The sequence below is a fragment of the Streptomyces sp. NPDC001493 genome (genome assembly GCF_053597235.1).
This window is the reverse complement of record NZ_JBSFHV010000007.1, coordinates 96,984-113,912: the sequence shown is the minus strand read 5'-3', so window position 1 is coordinate 113,912 and position 16,929 is coordinate 96,984. Positions and strand designations below refer to the sequence as shown.

Here is a 16,929-nt window from a genome sequence, read left to right as displayed (position 1 = left end):
CCGGGCCGCTCGACCGCCCGGACCCGCACCACCATCCGAACCAGGAGAAACACCATGAACGCCCTGCACCTCCGCCGTCTCGCCGTCGCCGTCTCGGTCGCCGCCGTGCTGCCGCTGGCCCTGACGTCCTGCTCCTCCACGGACACCAAGGACTCCGCCGCCGGCTCCACCCCCGGCAAGGCGGGCTCGGCCAGTGCGTCGGCGGCCGGCTCGACCCCCTCGGACGACCAGCCCTTCGGCCCCGCCTGTTCCTCCGTGCCGAAGAACGGTGCGGGTTCCTTCGACGGCATGGCGCAGGACCCGGTCGCCACCGCCGCCTCGAACAACCCGGAGCTCGCGACCCTGGTCACCGCCGTCAAGGCGGCGGGGCTGGTGGACACACTGAACAGCGCCGAGAACATCACGGTGTTCGCGCCGACCAACGAGGCGTTCGCCAAGGTCCCGAAGGCCGACCTGGAGAAGCTGCTCGCGAACAAGGAGGAGCTGACCAAGGTCCTCACCTACCACGTGGTCGGCGAGAAGATCGCTCCGAAGCAGCTGTCGAACGGCTCCTTCACCACCCTGGAGAAGAGCAAGCTGACGACGTCCGGCTCGGACATGACGTACACCGTGAACGACAGCGCGAAGATCGTCTGCGGCAACGTCCGCACGGCCAACGCCACGGTCTACATCGTCGACTCGGTCCTGATGCCGCCGCAGTAGGCACCGGCCGGCCGGTGCGGGCCGGAGCGCGCAGGGGGTTCGCCGACGTGCGTCAAACCCCCTGCGCGCGGGCCCGGTTGGCCTCCCGTGGGCACGCACCGCGATTTGCGCAGTCAGCCGCCCCCGGCCCCGGGGCGTAAATGGGAGATAAGCGCACCATGGGGAAAGAGGTACCGCTCCCGCCCGGGCTCCGGTCCGGATCAGGTCGGCGGCGGGCGGACCCACGGGACCGTAAAGGAGACGACTCATGTCCGACCTCTCACACCCCCGTGCCGACACCCGTGCCGACACACATGACGACATGGCGGACCACCCGGACCTCCCGGAGATGCGCGAGCGGTACAACCGCACGCTCGGCGGCCGCGACGTCGCCCTCGTGGACGCGCCGGTGTTCCTCCTCGGCCTGTACTGCGCGGTGTCGCCCTGGGTGCTCCACTTCACGTCGAGCCAGCCCGCGCTGGTGCAGCACAACCTGATCATCGGTATCGCCCTCGCCGTACTGGGCCTCGGCATCACCGCGTCCCCGTCCCGGATGTACGGCCTGAGCTGGGCGATCTGCGCGATGGGAGCCTGGATGATCGTCGCCCCGTGGATCGTGGGCAGCGGCCCCGATCTCGGGGTCATCCTGAACAACGTCATCATCGGCGGACTCGCCGTGGTCCTGGGGCTGATCTGCGCGGCCGCTTCCATGAAGAGCGGAGGCTCGACGGGCGGCCGGGCCGGGATGAAGGCCACCGGCGGACGGGGAACGCCGGGTTCCCGGGGCTGATGCCGGGGCGGAACACCGGGTTCCCGAGACTGACGCCCTGAACGCGGGCCGTAGGGTGCCCCCATGGGGTGGGGAAGCAGGCAGAACCGGGTGGTGGGCACCGTCGTCGGCTCGGCGGTCGGGGACGCGCTCGGAGCACCTTTCGAATTCGGGCCGGCCGGAGTCTGGTCGGCCCGCTTCCCGGACGGCACCGGCACGATGTGCGGGGGCGGCGGCTGGGACCCGGGCGAGGCGACCGACGACACGCAGATGGCCGTACTCGTCTCCGAGTCCCTGCTGGAACGGGACGGGCTCGATCTCCCCGACATCTTCGACCGTTTCCGGCGGTGGGCGGCTGCCGATCCCAAGGACCTCGGCATCCAGACGGAGATCGTCCTGCTGGGCGGCGATCCCTGGGATCTGGCCGCCGCCCTCCACTTCCAGGTGGAGGGCCGTGCGGCGGGCAACGGCTCGCTGATGCGGGCGGCCGGTTCGGCCGTCCGCTTCGCGCGTGCGGCGGGCCCCGGCGACGAGGCCGGGGCCCGCGCCGCCACGATGGACGCCGCCCGGAGGATCGCGGCTCTGACCCACGGCGACCCCGCCGCCTGGGAGGGCACCGCCCTCCTCCACGAGCTCATCCGGGTGGCGCTGGACGGCGGCGACCCGACCGCCGCCCTGCCCGCCGCCCTCGCCGAAGTGCGCGAGGACCAGCGCGCCCGCTGGGCCGCGGTGCTCGCCCCGGACTGGCACCCGGGCCTGGCGACCGAGTTCAACGGTGCGGTCTGGCCCTGCCTGGGCACCGCCGTCTGGGCCCTGCGGACGACACCCTCGTTCGAAGCGGCGCTCGCGGCGGCGATCGACGTCGGAGGGGACACCGACACGGTGGCCGCGGTGACCGGCGCGCTCGCGGGTGCCGTGCACGGCATGAGCGCGATCCCCGCCCGCTGGACCGGGCCGCTCCACGTACCGCTGCCCGGGTACGGAGAACGGGTCCTGCGCACCGCGGAGCTGACGGCGCTCGCCCTCCGCCTGGACGGTGAGCACCCGGGAACCGCCTAAAGCGTGTTGCGCTTTAGGACCGGGAGGCCTGACACCGCCGCCGTGCCCACCGCTCGGACACCCCGTTGACGCCGGACCGATCCGGCTGGTCCACTGGGCGAATGCGCCCTCAACTGCGGCTGGTCACCCGCGATCACATCGACTTCGGTCGCGTGTGGTCGGCGTCCTGTCGTCCCTGACTGCTTCTTCGTCAGCACGACAGCACCGCGCCGTCCGGCCGGTTCCACCCGCAGCGGAAGATGAGGCTTCGCCATGCCCGTAGAGTTCCTCGGCATCGCAGCGACCAACGAAGGTTCCGAAGTGACGCCCCGCTCGGGTGCGTCCTTCGACAAGGAGTACACGCTCAAGCTGGCCCGCGCCCACGAGGACCACGGCTGGGACCGGGTGCTCTTCGCGTACGGCTCCGGCTCCCCCGACCCGTCACCGGCCGCCGCCTTCATCGCCGCCCGCACGGACCGGCTCCAGATCCTCGTGGCGCACCGGCCCAACGTCTCGTACCCGACGTTCGCCGCGAAGACCTTCGCCACGCTCGACCGGATCAGCGACGGCCGGCTCGCCGTCCACTTCATCACCGGCGGCAACGACCACGAGCAGCAGCGCGAGGGCGACTTCCTCACCAAGGACGAGCGGTACGCCCGCACCCGCGAGGCCATCCAGATCATCAAGAAGGCATGGACCTCCCACGAGCCCTTCGACCACGAGGGCACGCACTACCGGTTCAACGACTTCGTGAGCGACACCTTCCCCGTCCAGCAACCGCACCCGCAGGTCTCGTTCGGGGGTTCGTCCCCCGCGGCGTACGCGGCCGGGGGCGCCGAGGCCGACATCTTCTGCCTGTGGGGCGAACCCCTGGCCGAGACCGCCGAGCAGATCGCCTCGATCAAGGCGGCGGCGAAGGCGGCGGGGCGCACCGACGTACCGAGGATCCAGGTGGCGTTCCGCCCGATCATCGCTCCGACCGAGGAGCTCGCCTGGGAGAAGGCGCACCGGACGCTCGACCGGATCAAGGCCCGCAAGGCGGGCGGCCAGCTGCGCCGCCGCCCCCCGCTGACCAACCCGCAGAACTCGGGCTCGCAGCGGCTGCTCGCCGTCGCGGGCCGTGGTGAGCGCCACGACCGCGCGCTCTGGACGCCGACCTCGGCCGAGACGGGCGGCGCCGGCAACTCCACGGCGCTGGTGGGCACTCCGGAGACGGTCGCGCAGGCCCTGCTGGACTACTACGACCTGGGGGTCGAGATCCTGTCGGCCCGGGGTTACGACCTGCTCGACGACGCGATCGACTTCGGGCGCCATGTGATCCCGATCGTGCGCGAGGAAGTCGCCAAGCGGGACGCCGCGAGGACGTCGGCCGCCTGATCCGGGTTCGGGGCCTCTCCGCCGACGCCGCGACGGGGGAACAGACTTACGATGATCATTAGGCAGTGTGTCGAAAGTGGCGCCGTCCGCCCGGAGGGCGGGCGGGACTTCCGACACACGGCCCAGGCGTGACGGCCGGGTGCGTCGGACCGACGGTCCACCCTGCCCACGCCGCCGGGGGCGTGGGCTTTCCCGTCTCCCTGCGCGCAGAGAGTCTTGGGGTCATCCGCGGTGTCGTTCCCGGTCTTGGTGGCGGTCGTCTGCCTGTTCTGGTTCTTCCTCCTCCCAATGAAGTGGCAGTCCCGTCAACTGGCGGGTCCGGACCCCGCGTTGCAGAAGGCGGCCGCCGCGGCCCGGCGGCAGAAGTGGGAGCCGGCGGCGCGGCTCCTCGCCGAGGCCGGGGAGGACTGGGAGCGGCGCGCCCTGTACAGCGACGTGCTGGGCCGGGTCGCGGCCACCCACGGGGACGGGTGGCTGCTGGCGTGGGAGGCCGCCCGGCCCTACGACCCGGACGCGGCGGTGGTCCGCGCACGCGCGCGGATCGCGTACGCGTGGAAGCTCCGGGGCGCGATGCGGGCGAGTGACACGTCCAGGGCGAGGTTCGAGCGTTTCCACCAGGCGCTGTGGGACTCCCGCGACGACCTCGTGCGGGCCGCCCGGCTCAACCCGGCGGACCCGACGCCCCACGTCGCCGAGATCTGGATGGCGATGGGGCTCAGCTACCCGAACCGCGACATGCATCTTCTGTGGCGGGAGATCACGGAGCGCGCCCCGCACCACTTCGACGCGCACCTCAGCGCCTTGCAGTACTGGTGTGCCAAGTGGCACGGCTCCAAGCAGATCGCCCGTGACTTCGCGGAGAAGGCCGCCCTGAACGCACCCGCCGGGAGCCTGCTGGCGGCCCTCCCGTTGATCGCGTGGTTCGAGAACAGCGACATGGCACCGTCCGCCGCGTCCTTCGGGGCACCACGGGTGCGCGCCATGGTCGACGCCGCGCTGGTGGACATCGCCGCCGCGCCGGACGATCATCCCCGGCTGCCGTACGTCCGCCACTTCGTGGGCTACGTCCTCGCCCACCAGGGGCGGTACCGCGAGGCCGTGGCGCAGTTCCGCCATGTCGACGGCCATCTGAACGCCCTTCCCTGGCGCTATCTCCCGAGCCCGCACGACGCCCTCCGCTACCGGGCTCTGCGTACCCGGGCCGCCCGGCGCTCCCTGTGGGAGAAGCGGGAGAAGCCGGGGAAGCGACAGCGCTGACGAGAGCGTGCCCGCCCGGGCGTCTCCGTGCGGGCACGGGGTGCTCCCACCCGCCGTCGTCCGGCCTCCCCCGGCGAAACCGGCCGGCTCCCCATGACTCCGCGAAATCCGCGTGCAACCATCCGTGCCGTTGGAGGGTCACATCAAGTGGGAGCAAACGCTCTCAGCGTCACAAGGGGGAAATTATGGGATTCACGCGCATTGTCGCGTCCGTCGGAGCGTTGACCGCGCTCCTGGCGGGCAGCACGGTGGCGGTGGCCGCCACCGCCGAGGCCGCGCCCAACGTCACACCGCAGGGGGTCTGCGGCAGTGGCTACAAGACGGTGAACTCGGCGCCCGTCGGTTCACTGGGGACCGTCTACCTCACCTACAACTCCGCGAACGGCAACAACTGCGTCGCGACCATCCGCAGCACCCCGGGCACGGTCAAGGCCATGTCCGTGTACATCTACGTGTCGGACACCGACGGCTATGCCGAGGACTACGGGAACTACACCTCGTACGCGGGCCCGGCCCGCGTCTACGGCAAGGGCCACTGCGTGAGCTGGGGCGGCAACATCGACAACATCTGGGTGTCGGTGGAGAACTCCAACTGCGCGGCCCTGCTGGAGAAGCGGACCACCACCGTCCGCTGACCACGGACGGCGGGGGGACACAGAGCGGGCCCGGGAGCGCGATGCTCCCGGGCCCGTTCCGTCGGTACGTCCCGCCTCAGCCCACCGAGCTGTACGCCACCACGCCGCGCAGCACTCCGTCGACGGCCTTGCGGGCGTTCTTCGCCACCGTGCTGCCCTCGCGCGGGGCCGCGGCGGCCACCTGTCCGAGCACGTCGATGACCTGCTTGCACCAGCGGACGAAGTCGCCGGCCGGCATCTCGGCCTCGCGCAGCACCTCGTCCAGGGTGCGGCCGGAGGCCCACATGTAGACCGCCCAGGCGAAGCCGAGGTCGGGCTCGCGCTGGCCGACCCCCTCGGTCTGGTTGATCTTGAAGTCCTCCTCCAGGGCGTCGAGCCGTCCCCAGATGCGGACCATCTCGGCCATGGCCGTCTTCGCCGGGCCGGACGGCAGCTTGGGCGCCACCGCGTCGTCCGCCTGCCGTGCCTCGTACACCAGCGCCGAGACGCAGGCCGCGAGTTCGGCGGGGTTGAGGCCTTCCCAGACCCCGTCCCGCAGGCACTCGCTCGCCAGCAGGTCGAGCTCGCCGTAGAGCCGGGCCAGCCGTCGGCCGTGCTCGGTGACCTCGTTGGAGCGCAGGTAGTCCAGCTCGGTCAGCAGGGCCACGATCCGGTCGAAGGTGCGGGCGATGGTGTTCGTCCGTCCCTCGATGCGGTTCTCCAGCTGCCGGGTGTCGCGCTTGAGGCGGTGGTACCGCTCCGCCCAGCGCGCGTGGTCCTCGCGCTCGTCGCAGCCGTGACAGGGGTGGGCCCGCAGCTCGGAGCGCAGGCGGGCGATCTCCCGGTCGTCGGCGGCGGCGGCGCGTCCCTTGCGGTGGCGGTCCGGCACGATGTGCCCGGCCTTGGTCCGCAGGGCGGAGGCGAGGTCGCGGCGGGACTGCGGCGAGCGCGGGTTGAACGTCTTGGGCACCCGCATCCGCTCGATGGCCTCCACCGGGACGGGGAAGTCCATCGACGCCAGCCGCTTCACCTGGCGCTCGGCGGTGAGCACCAGCGGGCGCGGACCGTCGTGCTGGTCGAAACCGCGGTGGCCGTTGGTCCGTCCGGCGGGGATGCCGGGGTCGAGCACCAGCGCGAGCCCGGCGAACTTGCCGGTCGGCACGTGGATGATGTCGCCCGGCTTGAGCTTCTCCAGGGAGGAGGCGGCGGCGGCACGGCGCTGCGAGGCGCCCTGCTTGGCCAGGTCGGTCTCGCGGTCCTTGAGGTCCCGCCGCAGGCGGGCGTACTCCTCGAAGTCCCCGAGGTGGCAGGTCATGCCCTCGCGGTACCCCTCCAGGCCCTCTTCGTTGCGCTGGACCTGACGGGAGATCCCGACGACCGAGCGGTCCGCCTGGAACTGCGCGAAGGAGGTCTCCAGCAGCTCGCGCGAACGGTGCCGCCCGAACTGCTGCACCAGGTTGACCGCCATGTTGTACGACGGACGGAAGCTGGAGCGGAGCGGGTACGTACGCGTCCCCGCGAGCCCGGCCAGCGCGCCCGGGTCCATGCCGCGCTGCCAGAGCACCACGGCGTGGCCCTCGACATCGATGCCACGGCGTCCCGCGCGCCCGGTGAGCTGGGTGTATTCGCCGGGCGTGATGTCCGCGTGCTGCTCGCCGTTCCACTTGACGAGCTTCTCCAGCACCACCGAACGCGCCGGCATGTTGATGCCGAGCGCGAGGGTCTCGGTGGCGAAGACGGCCTTGACCAGACCGCGGACGAAGAGCTCCTCCACGACCTCCTTGAAGGTCGGCAGCATGCCCGCGTGGTGCGCGGCGATGCCCCGCTCCAGGCCTTCGAGCCATTCGTAGTACCCGAGGACGTGCAGGTCCTCGGCGGGGATGGAGGCGGTCCGCTCCTCGACGATCTCCCGCACCAGGCGGCGCTTGTCCTCGTCGTTGAGCCGCAGCCCGGCGGCGAGGCACTGCTGCACGGCCGCCTCGCAGCCGGCCCGGCTGAAGATGAAGGTGATGGCGGGCAGCAGCCCCTCGGCGTCCAGCCGGTCGATCACCTCGGGACGCGAGGGCGTCCAGATCCGGCTCCGCTGGCGGCGCTCGCGCTCACGGTCCGCCTCGCGCACCATCTTGCCGCGGCGGCGGTCGCGCGGGTTGTACCCGCCCTGGCTCTCCATGCGGGCGAGCCGGATCAGGTCGGGGTTGGTCTCGCGACGGGCGGAGCCCCGGCCTCCGTGGTCGGTCTCCTCCTCGAAGAGGTCGTACATCCGCCGCCCGGCCAGCACGTGCTGCCAGAGCGGAACCGGCCGCTCCTCGGAGACGATGACCTCGGTGTCGCCGCGCACGGTGTCCAGCCAGTCGCCGAACTCCTCGGCGTTGGAGACGGTCGCGGAGAGAGAGACCAGCGTCACGGATTCGGGCAGGTGGATGATCACTTCCTCCCAGACCGCGCCCCGGAAGCGGTCGGAGAGGTAGTGCACCTCGTCCATCACGACGTATCCGAGGCCGTTGAGGGACTGGGAGCCCGCGTACAGCATGTTCCGCAGCACCTCGGTGGTCATCACGACCACCGGCGCTTCGGAGTTGACGCTGTTGTCACCGGTCAGCAGGCCGACCTTGTCGGCGCCGTAGCGCTTGACCAGGTCGGCGAACTTCTGGTTGGAGAGCGCCTTGATCGGCGTGGTGTAGAAGCACTTGCGCCCCTGCTCCAGGGCGAGGTGCACCGCGAACTCGCCGACGATCGTCTTGCCCGAACCGGTCGGGGCCGCGACCAGCACGCCCTTGCCCGCTTCCAGTGCCTTGCAGGCCTCGATCTGGAAGGGGTCGAGTTCGAACTCGTACATCTCGCGGAAGGGCCACAGCGCCGTGGCCATCTCGGCCTGGCGGAGGCGGGAGGCGTGGTAGCGCTCGGCTGGTGAGAGGTCCTCTGTCATCTTGTTGACGAGCCTACCCGCCACCTCCGACAGTCCATGCGCCCTTTTTCCGGCCGCCCCGGCCGGGGCGCGCGCTCAGCCGGTGAGGACCCGTACGGCGCCCGGTACGCACACCGCCGTCACCGGGAGCGCTCCCAGGGGTTCGCCGTCGGCGTAGGCGGTGGTGGAGGCGGCGGCCAGTTCGACGGAGGCGGCGCGGTGGACGGTGACCACGGGGTGCGTGAGGTGGGTCCCCCGGTAGACCCGCGGGAAGACCTTCAGCAGAGTGGTCCGGCTGCAGTCGCCGACGACGGTCACGTCGAAGAGCCCGTCGTCCATGGCGGCGTCCGCGCAGATCCGCATGCCACCGCCGTAGGAGGACCCGTTGCCGACGGCGACCAGGGTCGCCTCGACCTCCCGGACGGCCCCGCCGTCCAGCCGTATCCGGTACGGGACCGGCCGGAAGGAGGCCAGCTCGGCGAGGATCGCCAGGTCGTACTTGAAGCGGCCGGGGATCCGGCGCATCCGGTTGCCCCGGTCGTTGACCCGGGAGTCGAAGCCGGACGCCAGCACGGTGCCGAACCACCGGTCGCCGGCCCGCCCGAGGTCGAGGGTGCGTATGCGGTCCCGCTTCAGGGCGTCGGCCGCCAGCCGTCCGGCGGCCAGAGGATCGCGCACCGGGAGCCCGAGGGTCCGGGCGAAGTCGTTGCCGGTGCCGACGGCGACCACCCCGAGCGGGGTCCGGGTACCGGCCACCGCCTGGAGCGCGAGGGAGACCATGCCGTCGCCGCCCACCGCGATCAGCGCACCGGTGCCGGAGGCCACCGCCTCCCGCGCCCGGCGCAGGGCGTCGGCCGCGTCCTCGCCGAGCACGGTCCGTACGGAGAATCCGGCGTCCCTCAACGCGGAAGCGGCCGGCTGCGCGGCGTGCGCGCCCCGGCCGCTGCCCGCGGTGGGATTGACGAAGAGGGTGATCTCGCTGGTCACCCGCCGGACCCTACAAGGTCAGGTGATGTCGTCGTAACCGTTGAGATGTTGCGATCCGGCACCGTCCTGCTCGCCCGACGCCTGTCCGGGAAGGGTGGCCCGGCCCGCGGACACGCTCTCCACGGTGTCGATGCGTTCGGGAGTGAGGTCGAGCTCCGAGGCCTCGTCGTCGTCGAGGTCGGCATCGGGGTTGCCGCGGTTGCGGCGCTTGTCGTTCAGGAGCGAGAAGCCGGTCGCGAAGAAGTACAGGACGGCCAGCGGGCCGGCCAGCAGCAGCATCGACAGCGGCTCGCCACCGGGGGTGGCGATGGCGGCGAAGGCGGTGAGGCCGACGATCATCCCGCGCCACCAGCCGAGCATCCGCTTACCGGTGACGATCCCGGTGAGGTTCAGCGCGACGAGCAGCAGGGGGAGCTCGAAGGCCAGGCCGAAGACCACGATCATGCGGGTCAGCAGGTCGAGGTAGCTGTCGAGCCCGATCTGGTTCTGCACGCTGTCCGGGCTGAAGCCGAGCATGATCTGCGCGGTCTGCGGCAGGATCAGGTAGGCGAGGTAACCGCCGGCCAGGAAGAGCGGGGCGCCGAGGACGGCGAAGCCGTAGGCGTACCGCTTCTCGTTCTTGTGCAGCCCCGGGGCCACGAAGGCCCAGAGCTGGTAGAGCCAGACCGGTGTGGCGAGGAGCACGCCGGACATCAGAGCGACCTTGAGGGCGTTGGTGAACGGCGCCATCAGGGTGTCGGTCTTCAGCAGCGCGCACGGCTTGCCGTTGATCGCGGTGACCACGCCGTTCTTGCAGCCGACCGACGAGAGGATCGGCTTCAGAAGGAAGTCGTAGATGTCCTTCTGGAAGAAGGCGGCGACGATCGTCACCACGACAATGGCCAGAACGGCCTTCAGAAGCCGGTTACGCAGCTCACGCAGGTGATCGAGGAGGGGCATCCGCCCCTCGTCGTTCTTCTCCTGCTTGCGGGCAGACTTGAGCAACCCACTTCCCTCGTCTCGTGCGGCAGCTGTCGGTGGAACGGATCAGCTGTCAGCTCTGGGTGGTGGGCTTGGGCTCGGCGACGGGGCGGGAGCTGGTGACATCGCCCGGGGCGGCCTGGATGGTACGGGTGGCGGCGGCCTGCGGCGCGGGGTCCGCGACCGTCTCGGCGGCCGGGGTGGCGGGCTCGGCGTCGTCGCGCTTCATCGCCTTGGCCTCGCTCTTGAGGATGCGGGCGGACTTGCCGAGCGAGCGCGCCATGTCCGGAAGCTTCTTGGCACCGAAGAGCAGCAGGATGACAGCGATGATCAGAACGATCTCTAGCGGCTTCAGATTGCCGATCATGTGCGACTTCCTTCTCACTGGGGTGACTGGAGGAGCGGGCTCACTACCCGATCAGTCGGACAGGTGTCCGACCCGTCAGCTGGCAGCGATCGTAACCCGCAGGAGTAAACGCGAGGCAATGCCTGCGTATACGCGCGGTTCCGGACCACGCCTCCTGCCTGGACCGACTTCAGCAGGGTACCGCGCGGTCCGGGTTTTCCAGAGGGCGCGGTTCCGGCTAATGACCGTCCCGTGGTTCCTCGCACACCTGCCAGGGATACGGGACACCCCTCACCGCAGGACGTCGGCCGTGGAGGCGAGACGGGTCGCGGCCCGCTCCAGGTCCTGGGCGGCCCGGTTGATCCGCTCCGACGTGGTCGCCACCTGGCGGCCCAGCCGCCGGACTTCCAGGAAGACCCGGACGGCGAGAACACCGAGGACGGCGATCCCCAGGAACCCCAGGGCGATGGCGAGCATGGGCCAGAACATGCGGCGGATCCTCTTCCGGGGAAACGGGACGGCGTTCAGGGAGCGGTGTGCAGCCGCAGGGTCCGCACGCCGCCGCCGGTGAGGAGCTCGACGATGCGCTCCCCGGCGGGCTTGCGCACGGCCGAGCCGCACTCGGGACAGGTGAAGGAGTAGAAGGTGGTGCGGGGGCCCGCCCCGATCGCCAGACGCAGCGCCTCGGCACCGAGCTCGAACCGCGTACGGCAGTCGGGGCAGCCTGCCCTGAACCGTACGGCGCGGGCCGCCGCGATCCGGGCCGCGTCGCCCGTCACGCGGGGCATCCGGGTCTTCGTGCCGTCCTGTGTTCCGGTCATCGTCAGACCGCGCCCTCGTAGGCGGCGAGCGCTTCGGCGGCGGCCCGGCGGGCGCTGTCGGCGAGCTCGGGGGGCGAGACGATGCGGCCCTCTCCGCCGAGACGGAGCGCCAGCCTCCGCAGGGAGGCCGGGTCCGGGGTGCGCAGGGTGATCCGCAGACCGCCGTCGGGGCGCTCCTCGGCACGGTCGTGCGGGTAGTACTCGGCGACCCAGCGGCCGCCCGCGCCGACCTCGATCACCACTTCCGGGTCCTCGGCGGCCGGCTGCACGAGCCCCTCCGAGAGGTCCCGGAGCTCCAGTTCCGGGGGTGCCGCCGGGGCGTCGAGCAGCTTGATCTCCGCGACCCGGTCGAGGCGGAAGGTGCGCCGGTCCTCGGAGAGCCGGCACCAGCCCTCCAGGTAGGTGTGGCCCACGGCGAAGAGCCGGATCGGGTCCACCTCGCGCTCGGTGAGCTGGTCGCGGGCGGGCGAGTAGTAGCGGAGCCAGAGCCGTCTGCGCTCGGAGATGGCCCGGTCGACCTCGGCGAAGACGCCGCCCTCGGACTCGAAGGTCACCGAGAGACGGGAGCTGGCCGCACCGGTCTCCCCCGCTGCCGTCTCCAGCTTGGCGGTGGCCCGGACGAGCGCGAGCCGGTCGCTCTCGCGCAGTCCGGGCAGGGTGGCCACGGCACGGGCGGCGACGAGCAGCGCGGTGGCCTCGTCGGCGGCGAGCCGCAGCGGCTCCGCGACGTCGTCCGGGTTGTGCCACCAGATCCGGTCGCCGTCGGTGTCGATGTCGAGCAGGTCGCCGCCGCGGAAGCTGGTCCCGCACATGGGCAGCACGTCGAGGTCGGAGATGAGCTCGTCCTCGGTGATGCCGAAGGCCCGGGCGACATCCTGCACATGGGCGCCGGGGCGCTCCCGCAGATAGGTCACCAGGGAGAGCATCCGCCGGGTCTGGTCGATCGCGTTCGTGGCCATGGTGTCGTCGTCCTCGTTCCTGGAGTCCTTCAGTCCTTGGCCACGGCGCGCAGCCGGTCGACCACGTCGGCCCGCAGATCGGCCGGTTCGAGCACGACGACGTCCGGTCCGAACTCGACGAGCCAGGCGTCGAGGCCGTGCCCGTACGGGATCTCCAGTTCGTCCCAGCCGTCGCCGAGGTCCCGCGTCGAGACCGCGCGGGAACGCAGCGGGAAGCCGGCGCCGGTGCGCAGTCTGATCCGGGCGGTACGGGTCGCGGTCTCGCCGGCCCAGCTCTCCACGGTCTCCCGGACGGTGACCACGTCGGGGATGGCGGCGGTGAAGACTCCGGCACGGGAGCGGACCCTGCCCGTGATGCGCGAGAGGCGGAACACGCGCTCGGCGCCCCGCTCGCGGTCCCAGCCGGCCAGGTACCAGTGGCCGCGCCAGCACTCCAGTCCCCAGGGCTCGACCTGACGCTGCTCGGCGTGGGCGGAGTTGCCCTTGCGGTAGTCGAAGGTGACCGGGCGCCGGTCGCGGCAGGCGAGCATCAGCGGTTCGAAGGCGGCCTCGTGCACGGGGATGCGCGGTTCGAGGGCGCTCGGTACCTCGTACGTGTCCTCGGCCTCGGGCATTCCGGCGGCGCGGAGCTTCTGCAGCGCGCCGCTGGCCGCTCCGGCGAGGCGGGCCTGCTGCCACACCTTGGCGGCGATCTCCAGGGCCGCCGCCTCCTCCGCGCTGAGGGTGATCGGGGGGAGCCGGTTGCTGTCCCGGCGGGCGAGGTAGCCGATGTCGCCGTCGAGTCCCTCGACGGTCTCGATGACGAGGCCGAGTTCGCGCAGATCGTCCTTGTCGCGCTCGAACATGCGGTTGAAGGAATCGTCCGATCCGGCTTCGAGGTATGCCTCGATGGAGCCCCGCAGCTCACGCTTGCTGAGCGGACGCCGGGTGCCCAGCAGGCACAGCGCGAGGTTCATCAGCCGCTCGGCCTTGGCAATCGCCATCGACGCCCTTTCTCTCCATGCGCTACGACGCTCGACCGTACCGCCCCCGGGGGTCCCGGCAAAAACACGCGTGCCCCGGACGGACGGCGGGAGGGCCCGTGCCTGACGGCACGGGCCCTCCCTGGCCTCCGCGGGGGAGGCGCGATCCCGGCGGACGGCGACAGGGTCGCTGTCCGGCCAGAGGATCAGGCGGCCAGATGGTCGGACCGCCCGACGATCGGATGATCAGACAGCGACGAGGTCGCAGACGAAGATCAGCGTCTCACCCGGCGCGATGGCGCGGCCGGCGCCACGGTCGCCGTAGGCGAGGTGCGCCGGGATGATCAGCTGGCGGCGGCCGCCGACCTTCATTCCCTTGACGCCCTGGTCCCAGCCCTTGATGACCATGCCGGAGCCGAGCTTGAACTGGAGCGGCGTACCCCGGTTCCACGAGGAGTCGAACTCTTCACCGGTGGAGAAGGCCACGCCCACGTAGTGGACGGAGACGTTGTCGCCATCCTCGGCGACGGCGCCGTCACCCTCCCAGATCTCCTTGATCTCAAGGTCCTTCGGCGCCTCGCCACCCGGGAAGTCGACCTCGGGCTTCTCGATGCTCACTGAAACTGCTCCTCAGAAAAGATGAACTGCACAACCGGGACAGTCTTACATCTTCGTCAGGAGGTCCACCGCGAACACCAGGGTGGACTTGGCCGGAATCGACTGCTGCGCGGTGTCGCCGAAGGCCTGGTCCGGCGGGATGACCAGAAGGACCCGGCTGCCGATCTTCTTGCCGACCAGACCGTTCTTGAGGCCCTTGAGGGTCACCTGCTCCAGCGGGAAGGTCTGCGTCTTCCCCTGTTCGTAGGTGCTGTCGAACGTCTTTCCGTCCTTCCACAGCAGCCCCACGTAGTTCACCACGACGCTGTCGGTGTCCTTGATGACCTCACCGTCGGACTCCAGCACGTAGGTGGAGGAGAGCTTGGTGGGCGGGTCGCTCTTCGGGATGGTGACGCTGGGCGCCTTGCCGTCGGTGTTGGTCCCGACCTTCGGCAGCGCGGCGTCGTTCTGGGCGACCTTGGTTCCCTCGGCGGACGTCGGGATCTGGGTGGCCTTGACGACGTCGATGACGAAGACGAGGGTCGCGTTGGGCTTGATGTCGCCCTGCCCCTGCGCGCCGTAGCCGAGGTCCGGCGGGATGACGAGCTGGACGCGGCTGCCGACCTTCTGGCCGACGAGCCCCTTGTCCCAGCCCTGGATGACCATGCCGGCGCCCAGGGTCAGGTCGAACGGGCTCTTGCGGTCGAAGCTGTTGTCGAAGGGCTTCGTGGAGTCCCACGCCTGGCCGAGGTAGTTGACCTGGACCGCGTCGCCGTTCTTCAGCGCGGCGCCGTCGCCCTCGCTGATGACCGTGGTCTTCAGCTCCTTGGGCGGGTCGCCCTCGCCCTTGGCGAGGGTGGGTTTCTCACCGAACTTGGCACCCGCGGTGATCGCGGGCACGCCGGTCTCGGACGAGGCGGAGTCGGAGGCCTTGTCGTCGCTGCCGCAGGCTGCGGAGAGCAGCAGGAGGGGGACGACGAGAAGGCCGGCAAGTCGGCGCACTGGTTCCTCAGATCTCAGACGACACAGTCATGGGTCCCGGACACCTTACGGCCTTCGCGCGGCGCGGAGCCGGTTCGTGACGCCCCGCGCCGCGGCCCGTCCGGTCGTCTCCCCCGTGCGTGCGACCGTCGGGCGCTCCGTGCGGCGTGGTGTTCGAACGCGCGGGCCCCGATGGGTACGGACACACGGACAGGCCCCGGAACGGGTGTTCCGGGGCCTGTCCGTCCGCGCCCGGCGGCACGGTGACGTTCACTCCGCGCCGGCACGGAAGGCCGGCGCGCGCGGGACCTCACATGCCCGCGATCAGCTTCTCCACCCGGTCGTCGACGGACCGGAACGGGTCCTTGCACAACACCGTGCGCTGTGCCTGGTCGTTGAGCTTGAGGTGGACCCAGTCGACGGTGAAGTCCCGCCGCTGCTCCTGGGCCCGCTTGATGAAGTCCCCGCGCAGCCGCGCCCGGGTGGTCTGCGGGGGCACGGATTTGCCCTCGAAGATCTTCAGGTCGTTGCAGATGCGGGTGGCCTGGCCCTTGCGCTCCAGGAGGTAGTACAGACCCCGGCGCCGGTGGATGTCGTGGTAGGCGAGGTCTATCTGGGCGACCCTCGGGTGCGACATGGTCATGTTGTGCTTGGCCCGGTACCGCTCGATGAGCTTGTACTTCATGACCCAGTCGATCTCGGTGGCGATCTTGTCGAGGTCCTCCGCCTCGATCGCGTCCAGGGTGCGGCCCCAGAGTTCGAGGACCTGGTCGACGGTGCCGGTGCGGATGCCCCGGCGTTCGACGAAGTCGACCGCCTTGTCGTAGTACTCGCGCTGGATCTCGATGGCCGACGCCTCACGGCCGCTGGCCAGACGCACCTTGCGCCGGCCGGTCGTGTCGTGGCTGACCTCGCGGATGGCCCGGATCGGGTTCTCCAGCGTCAGGTCGCGCATCACCGTGCCCGCCTCGATCATGCGGAGCACGAGGTCGGTGGCCCCGACCTTGAGCAGCATGGTCGTCTCGGACATGTTCGAGTCACCGACGATGACGTGCAGGCGGCGGTAGCGCTCGGCGTCCGCGTGCGGTTCGTCGCGGGTGTTGATGATCGGACGGGAGCGCGTGGTGGCGGAGCTGACGCCCTCCCAGATGTGCTCGGCACGCTGGCTCACGCAGTAGACCGCTCCGCGCGGGGTCTGCAAGACCTTGCCCGCGCCGCAGATCAGCTGCCTCGTGACGAGGAACGGAATGAGGATGTCCGCGAGCCGGGAGAATTCCCCGTGGCGGGCCACGAGGTAGTTCTCGTGGCAGCCGTAGGAGTTGCCCGCTGAGTCGGTGTTGTTCTTGAAGAGATAGACGTCGCCCGCGATTCCTTCCTCGTGCAGGCGGCGTTCGGCGTCGACGAGCAGACCTTCCAGAATGCGTTCGCCTGCCTTGTCGTGGGTGACAAGCTCAGTGAGGTTGTCGCATTCGGGAGTTGCGTATTCCGGATGCGAACCCACGTCGAGGTAGAGGCGGGCGCCGTTCCGCAGAAAGACATTGCTGCTGCGGCCCCATGACACGACACGGCGGAAGAGGTAGCGCGCCACTTCGTCAGGTGACAGTCGGCGCTGTCCCCTGAACGTGCACGTGACGCCGTACTCGTTCTCCAGCCCGAAAATGCGGCGGTCCATGAC

The 16,929-nt window shown here is 70.7% G+C and carries 17 protein-coding genes; 6 read left to right on the top strand and 11 right to left on the bottom strand.

Annotated features, from left to right (window positions below; translation table 11 throughout):
- Positions 1–54: 54 nt before the first annotated feature.
- The 6 genes from ACWCWD_RS13045 to ACWCWD_RS13020 all read left to right on the top strand — a co-directional run bounded on the left by ACWCWD_RS13045 (position 55) and on the right by ACWCWD_RS13020 (position 5,757).
- Entirely contained in the window at positions 55–702 is a 648-nt protein-coding gene (locus ACWCWD_RS13045; protein ID WP_450772508.1) for a fasciclin domain-containing protein, read from the top strand.
- A 247-nt stretch (positions 703–949) separates the two neighbouring features.
- The gene (locus ACWCWD_RS13040; protein ID WP_450772506.1) at positions 950–1,471 is read left to right on the top strand and encodes an SPW repeat protein; all 522 of its coding nucleotides are present in this window, start codon (positions 950–952) and stop codon (positions 1,469–1,471) included.
- Positions 1,472–1,534: 63 nt separating this feature from the next.
- The gene (locus tag ACWCWD_RS13035) at positions 1,535–2,509 is read left to right on the top strand and encodes an ADP-ribosylglycohydrolase family protein (protein WP_450772505.1); all 975 of its coding nucleotides are present in this window, start codon (positions 1,535–1,537) and stop codon (positions 2,507–2,509) included.
- A 252-nt stretch (positions 2,510–2,761) separates the two neighbouring features.
- On the top strand, positions 2,762–3,865 hold the full coding sequence (locus tag ACWCWD_RS13030; protein WP_450772504.1) for an LLM class flavin-dependent oxidoreductase: 1,104 nt from the start codon (positions 2,762–2,764) through the stop codon (positions 3,863–3,865).
- Between the two features lie 231 nt (positions 3,866–4,096).
- Complete coding sequence (locus ACWCWD_RS13025; protein WP_450772503.1) at positions 4,097–5,122, top strand: hypothetical protein; 1,026 nt, start codon at positions 4,097–4,099, stop codon at positions 5,120–5,122.
- A gap of 185 nt (positions 5,123–5,307) precedes the next feature.
- Positions 5,308–5,757, top strand: coding sequence for a spore-associated protein (locus ACWCWD_RS13020; protein ID WP_450772502.1), 450 nt, complete (start codon positions 5,308–5,310; stop codon positions 5,755–5,757).
- A 76-nt stretch (positions 5,758–5,833) separates the two neighbouring features.
- Here ACWCWD_RS13020 and ACWCWD_RS13015 read toward each other — a convergent pair whose 3' ends face one another.
- The 11 genes from ACWCWD_RS13015 to pafA form a co-directional block, all read right to left on the bottom strand.
- On the bottom strand, positions 5,834–8,662 hold the full coding sequence (locus ACWCWD_RS13015; RefSeq protein WP_450772501.1) for a DEAD/DEAH box helicase: 2,829 nt from the start codon (positions 8,660–8,662) through the stop codon (positions 5,834–5,836).
- 75 nt (positions 8,663–8,737) lie between these two features.
- A complete protein-coding gene (locus ACWCWD_RS13010) occupies positions 8,738–9,628 on the bottom strand; it encodes a diacylglycerol kinase (RefSeq protein ID WP_450772499.1) in 891 nt (296 codons plus the stop codon).
- 18 nt (positions 9,629–9,646) lie between these two features.
- A complete protein-coding gene (gene tatC / locus ACWCWD_RS13005) occupies positions 9,647–10,612 on the bottom strand; it encodes a twin-arginine translocase subunit TatC (protein WP_450772498.1) in 966 nt (321 codons plus the stop codon).
- A 49-nt stretch (positions 10,613–10,661) separates the two neighbouring features.
- Complete coding sequence (gene tatA / locus ACWCWD_RS13000) at positions 10,662–10,955, bottom strand: Sec-independent protein translocase subunit TatA (RefSeq protein ID WP_327174832.1); 294 nt, start codon at positions 10,953–10,955, stop codon at positions 10,662–10,664.
- A gap of 270 nt (positions 10,956–11,225) precedes the next feature.
- Positions 11,226–11,423 carry a hypothetical protein gene (locus ACWCWD_RS12995; RefSeq protein WP_387371924.1) on the bottom strand — a complete coding sequence of 66 codons (198 nt, stop codon included), beginning with the start codon at positions 11,421–11,423 and terminating at the stop codon, positions 11,226–11,228.
- A 35-nt stretch (positions 11,424–11,458) separates the two neighbouring features.
- On the bottom strand, positions 11,459–11,722 hold the full coding sequence (locus ACWCWD_RS12990) for a hypothetical protein (RefSeq protein ID WP_450772710.1): 264 nt from the start codon (positions 11,720–11,722) through the stop codon (positions 11,459–11,461).
- A gap of 35 nt (positions 11,723–11,757) precedes the next feature.
- The gene (locus tag ACWCWD_RS12985; RefSeq protein ID WP_450772496.1) at positions 11,758–12,714 is read right to left on the bottom strand and encodes a helix-turn-helix transcriptional regulator; all 957 of its coding nucleotides are present in this window, start codon (positions 12,712–12,714) and stop codon (positions 11,758–11,760) included.
- Positions 12,715–12,743: 29 nt separating this feature from the next.
- Complete coding sequence (locus ACWCWD_RS12980) at positions 12,744–13,697, bottom strand: helix-turn-helix transcriptional regulator (RefSeq protein WP_327174836.1); 954 nt, start codon at positions 13,695–13,697, stop codon at positions 12,744–12,746.
- 225 nt (positions 13,698–13,922) lie between these two features.
- On the bottom strand, positions 13,923–14,294 hold the full coding sequence (locus ACWCWD_RS12975) for an FKBP-type peptidyl-prolyl cis-trans isomerase (protein WP_450772494.1): 372 nt from the start codon (positions 14,292–14,294) through the stop codon (positions 13,923–13,925).
- A gap of 45 nt (positions 14,295–14,339) precedes the next feature.
- Positions 14,340–15,275: an FKBP-type peptidyl-prolyl cis-trans isomerase gene (locus ACWCWD_RS12970; protein WP_390964920.1), complete on the bottom strand. Its 936-nt coding sequence runs from the start codon at positions 15,273–15,275 to the stop codon at positions 14,340–14,342.
- Positions 15,276–15,564: 289 nt separating this feature from the next.
- Positions 15,565–16,926, bottom strand: coding sequence for a Pup--protein ligase (gene pafA / locus ACWCWD_RS12965; protein WP_266702607.1), 1,362 nt, complete (start codon positions 16,924–16,926; stop codon positions 15,565–15,567).
- Positions 16,927–16,929 lie beyond the last annotated feature (3 nt).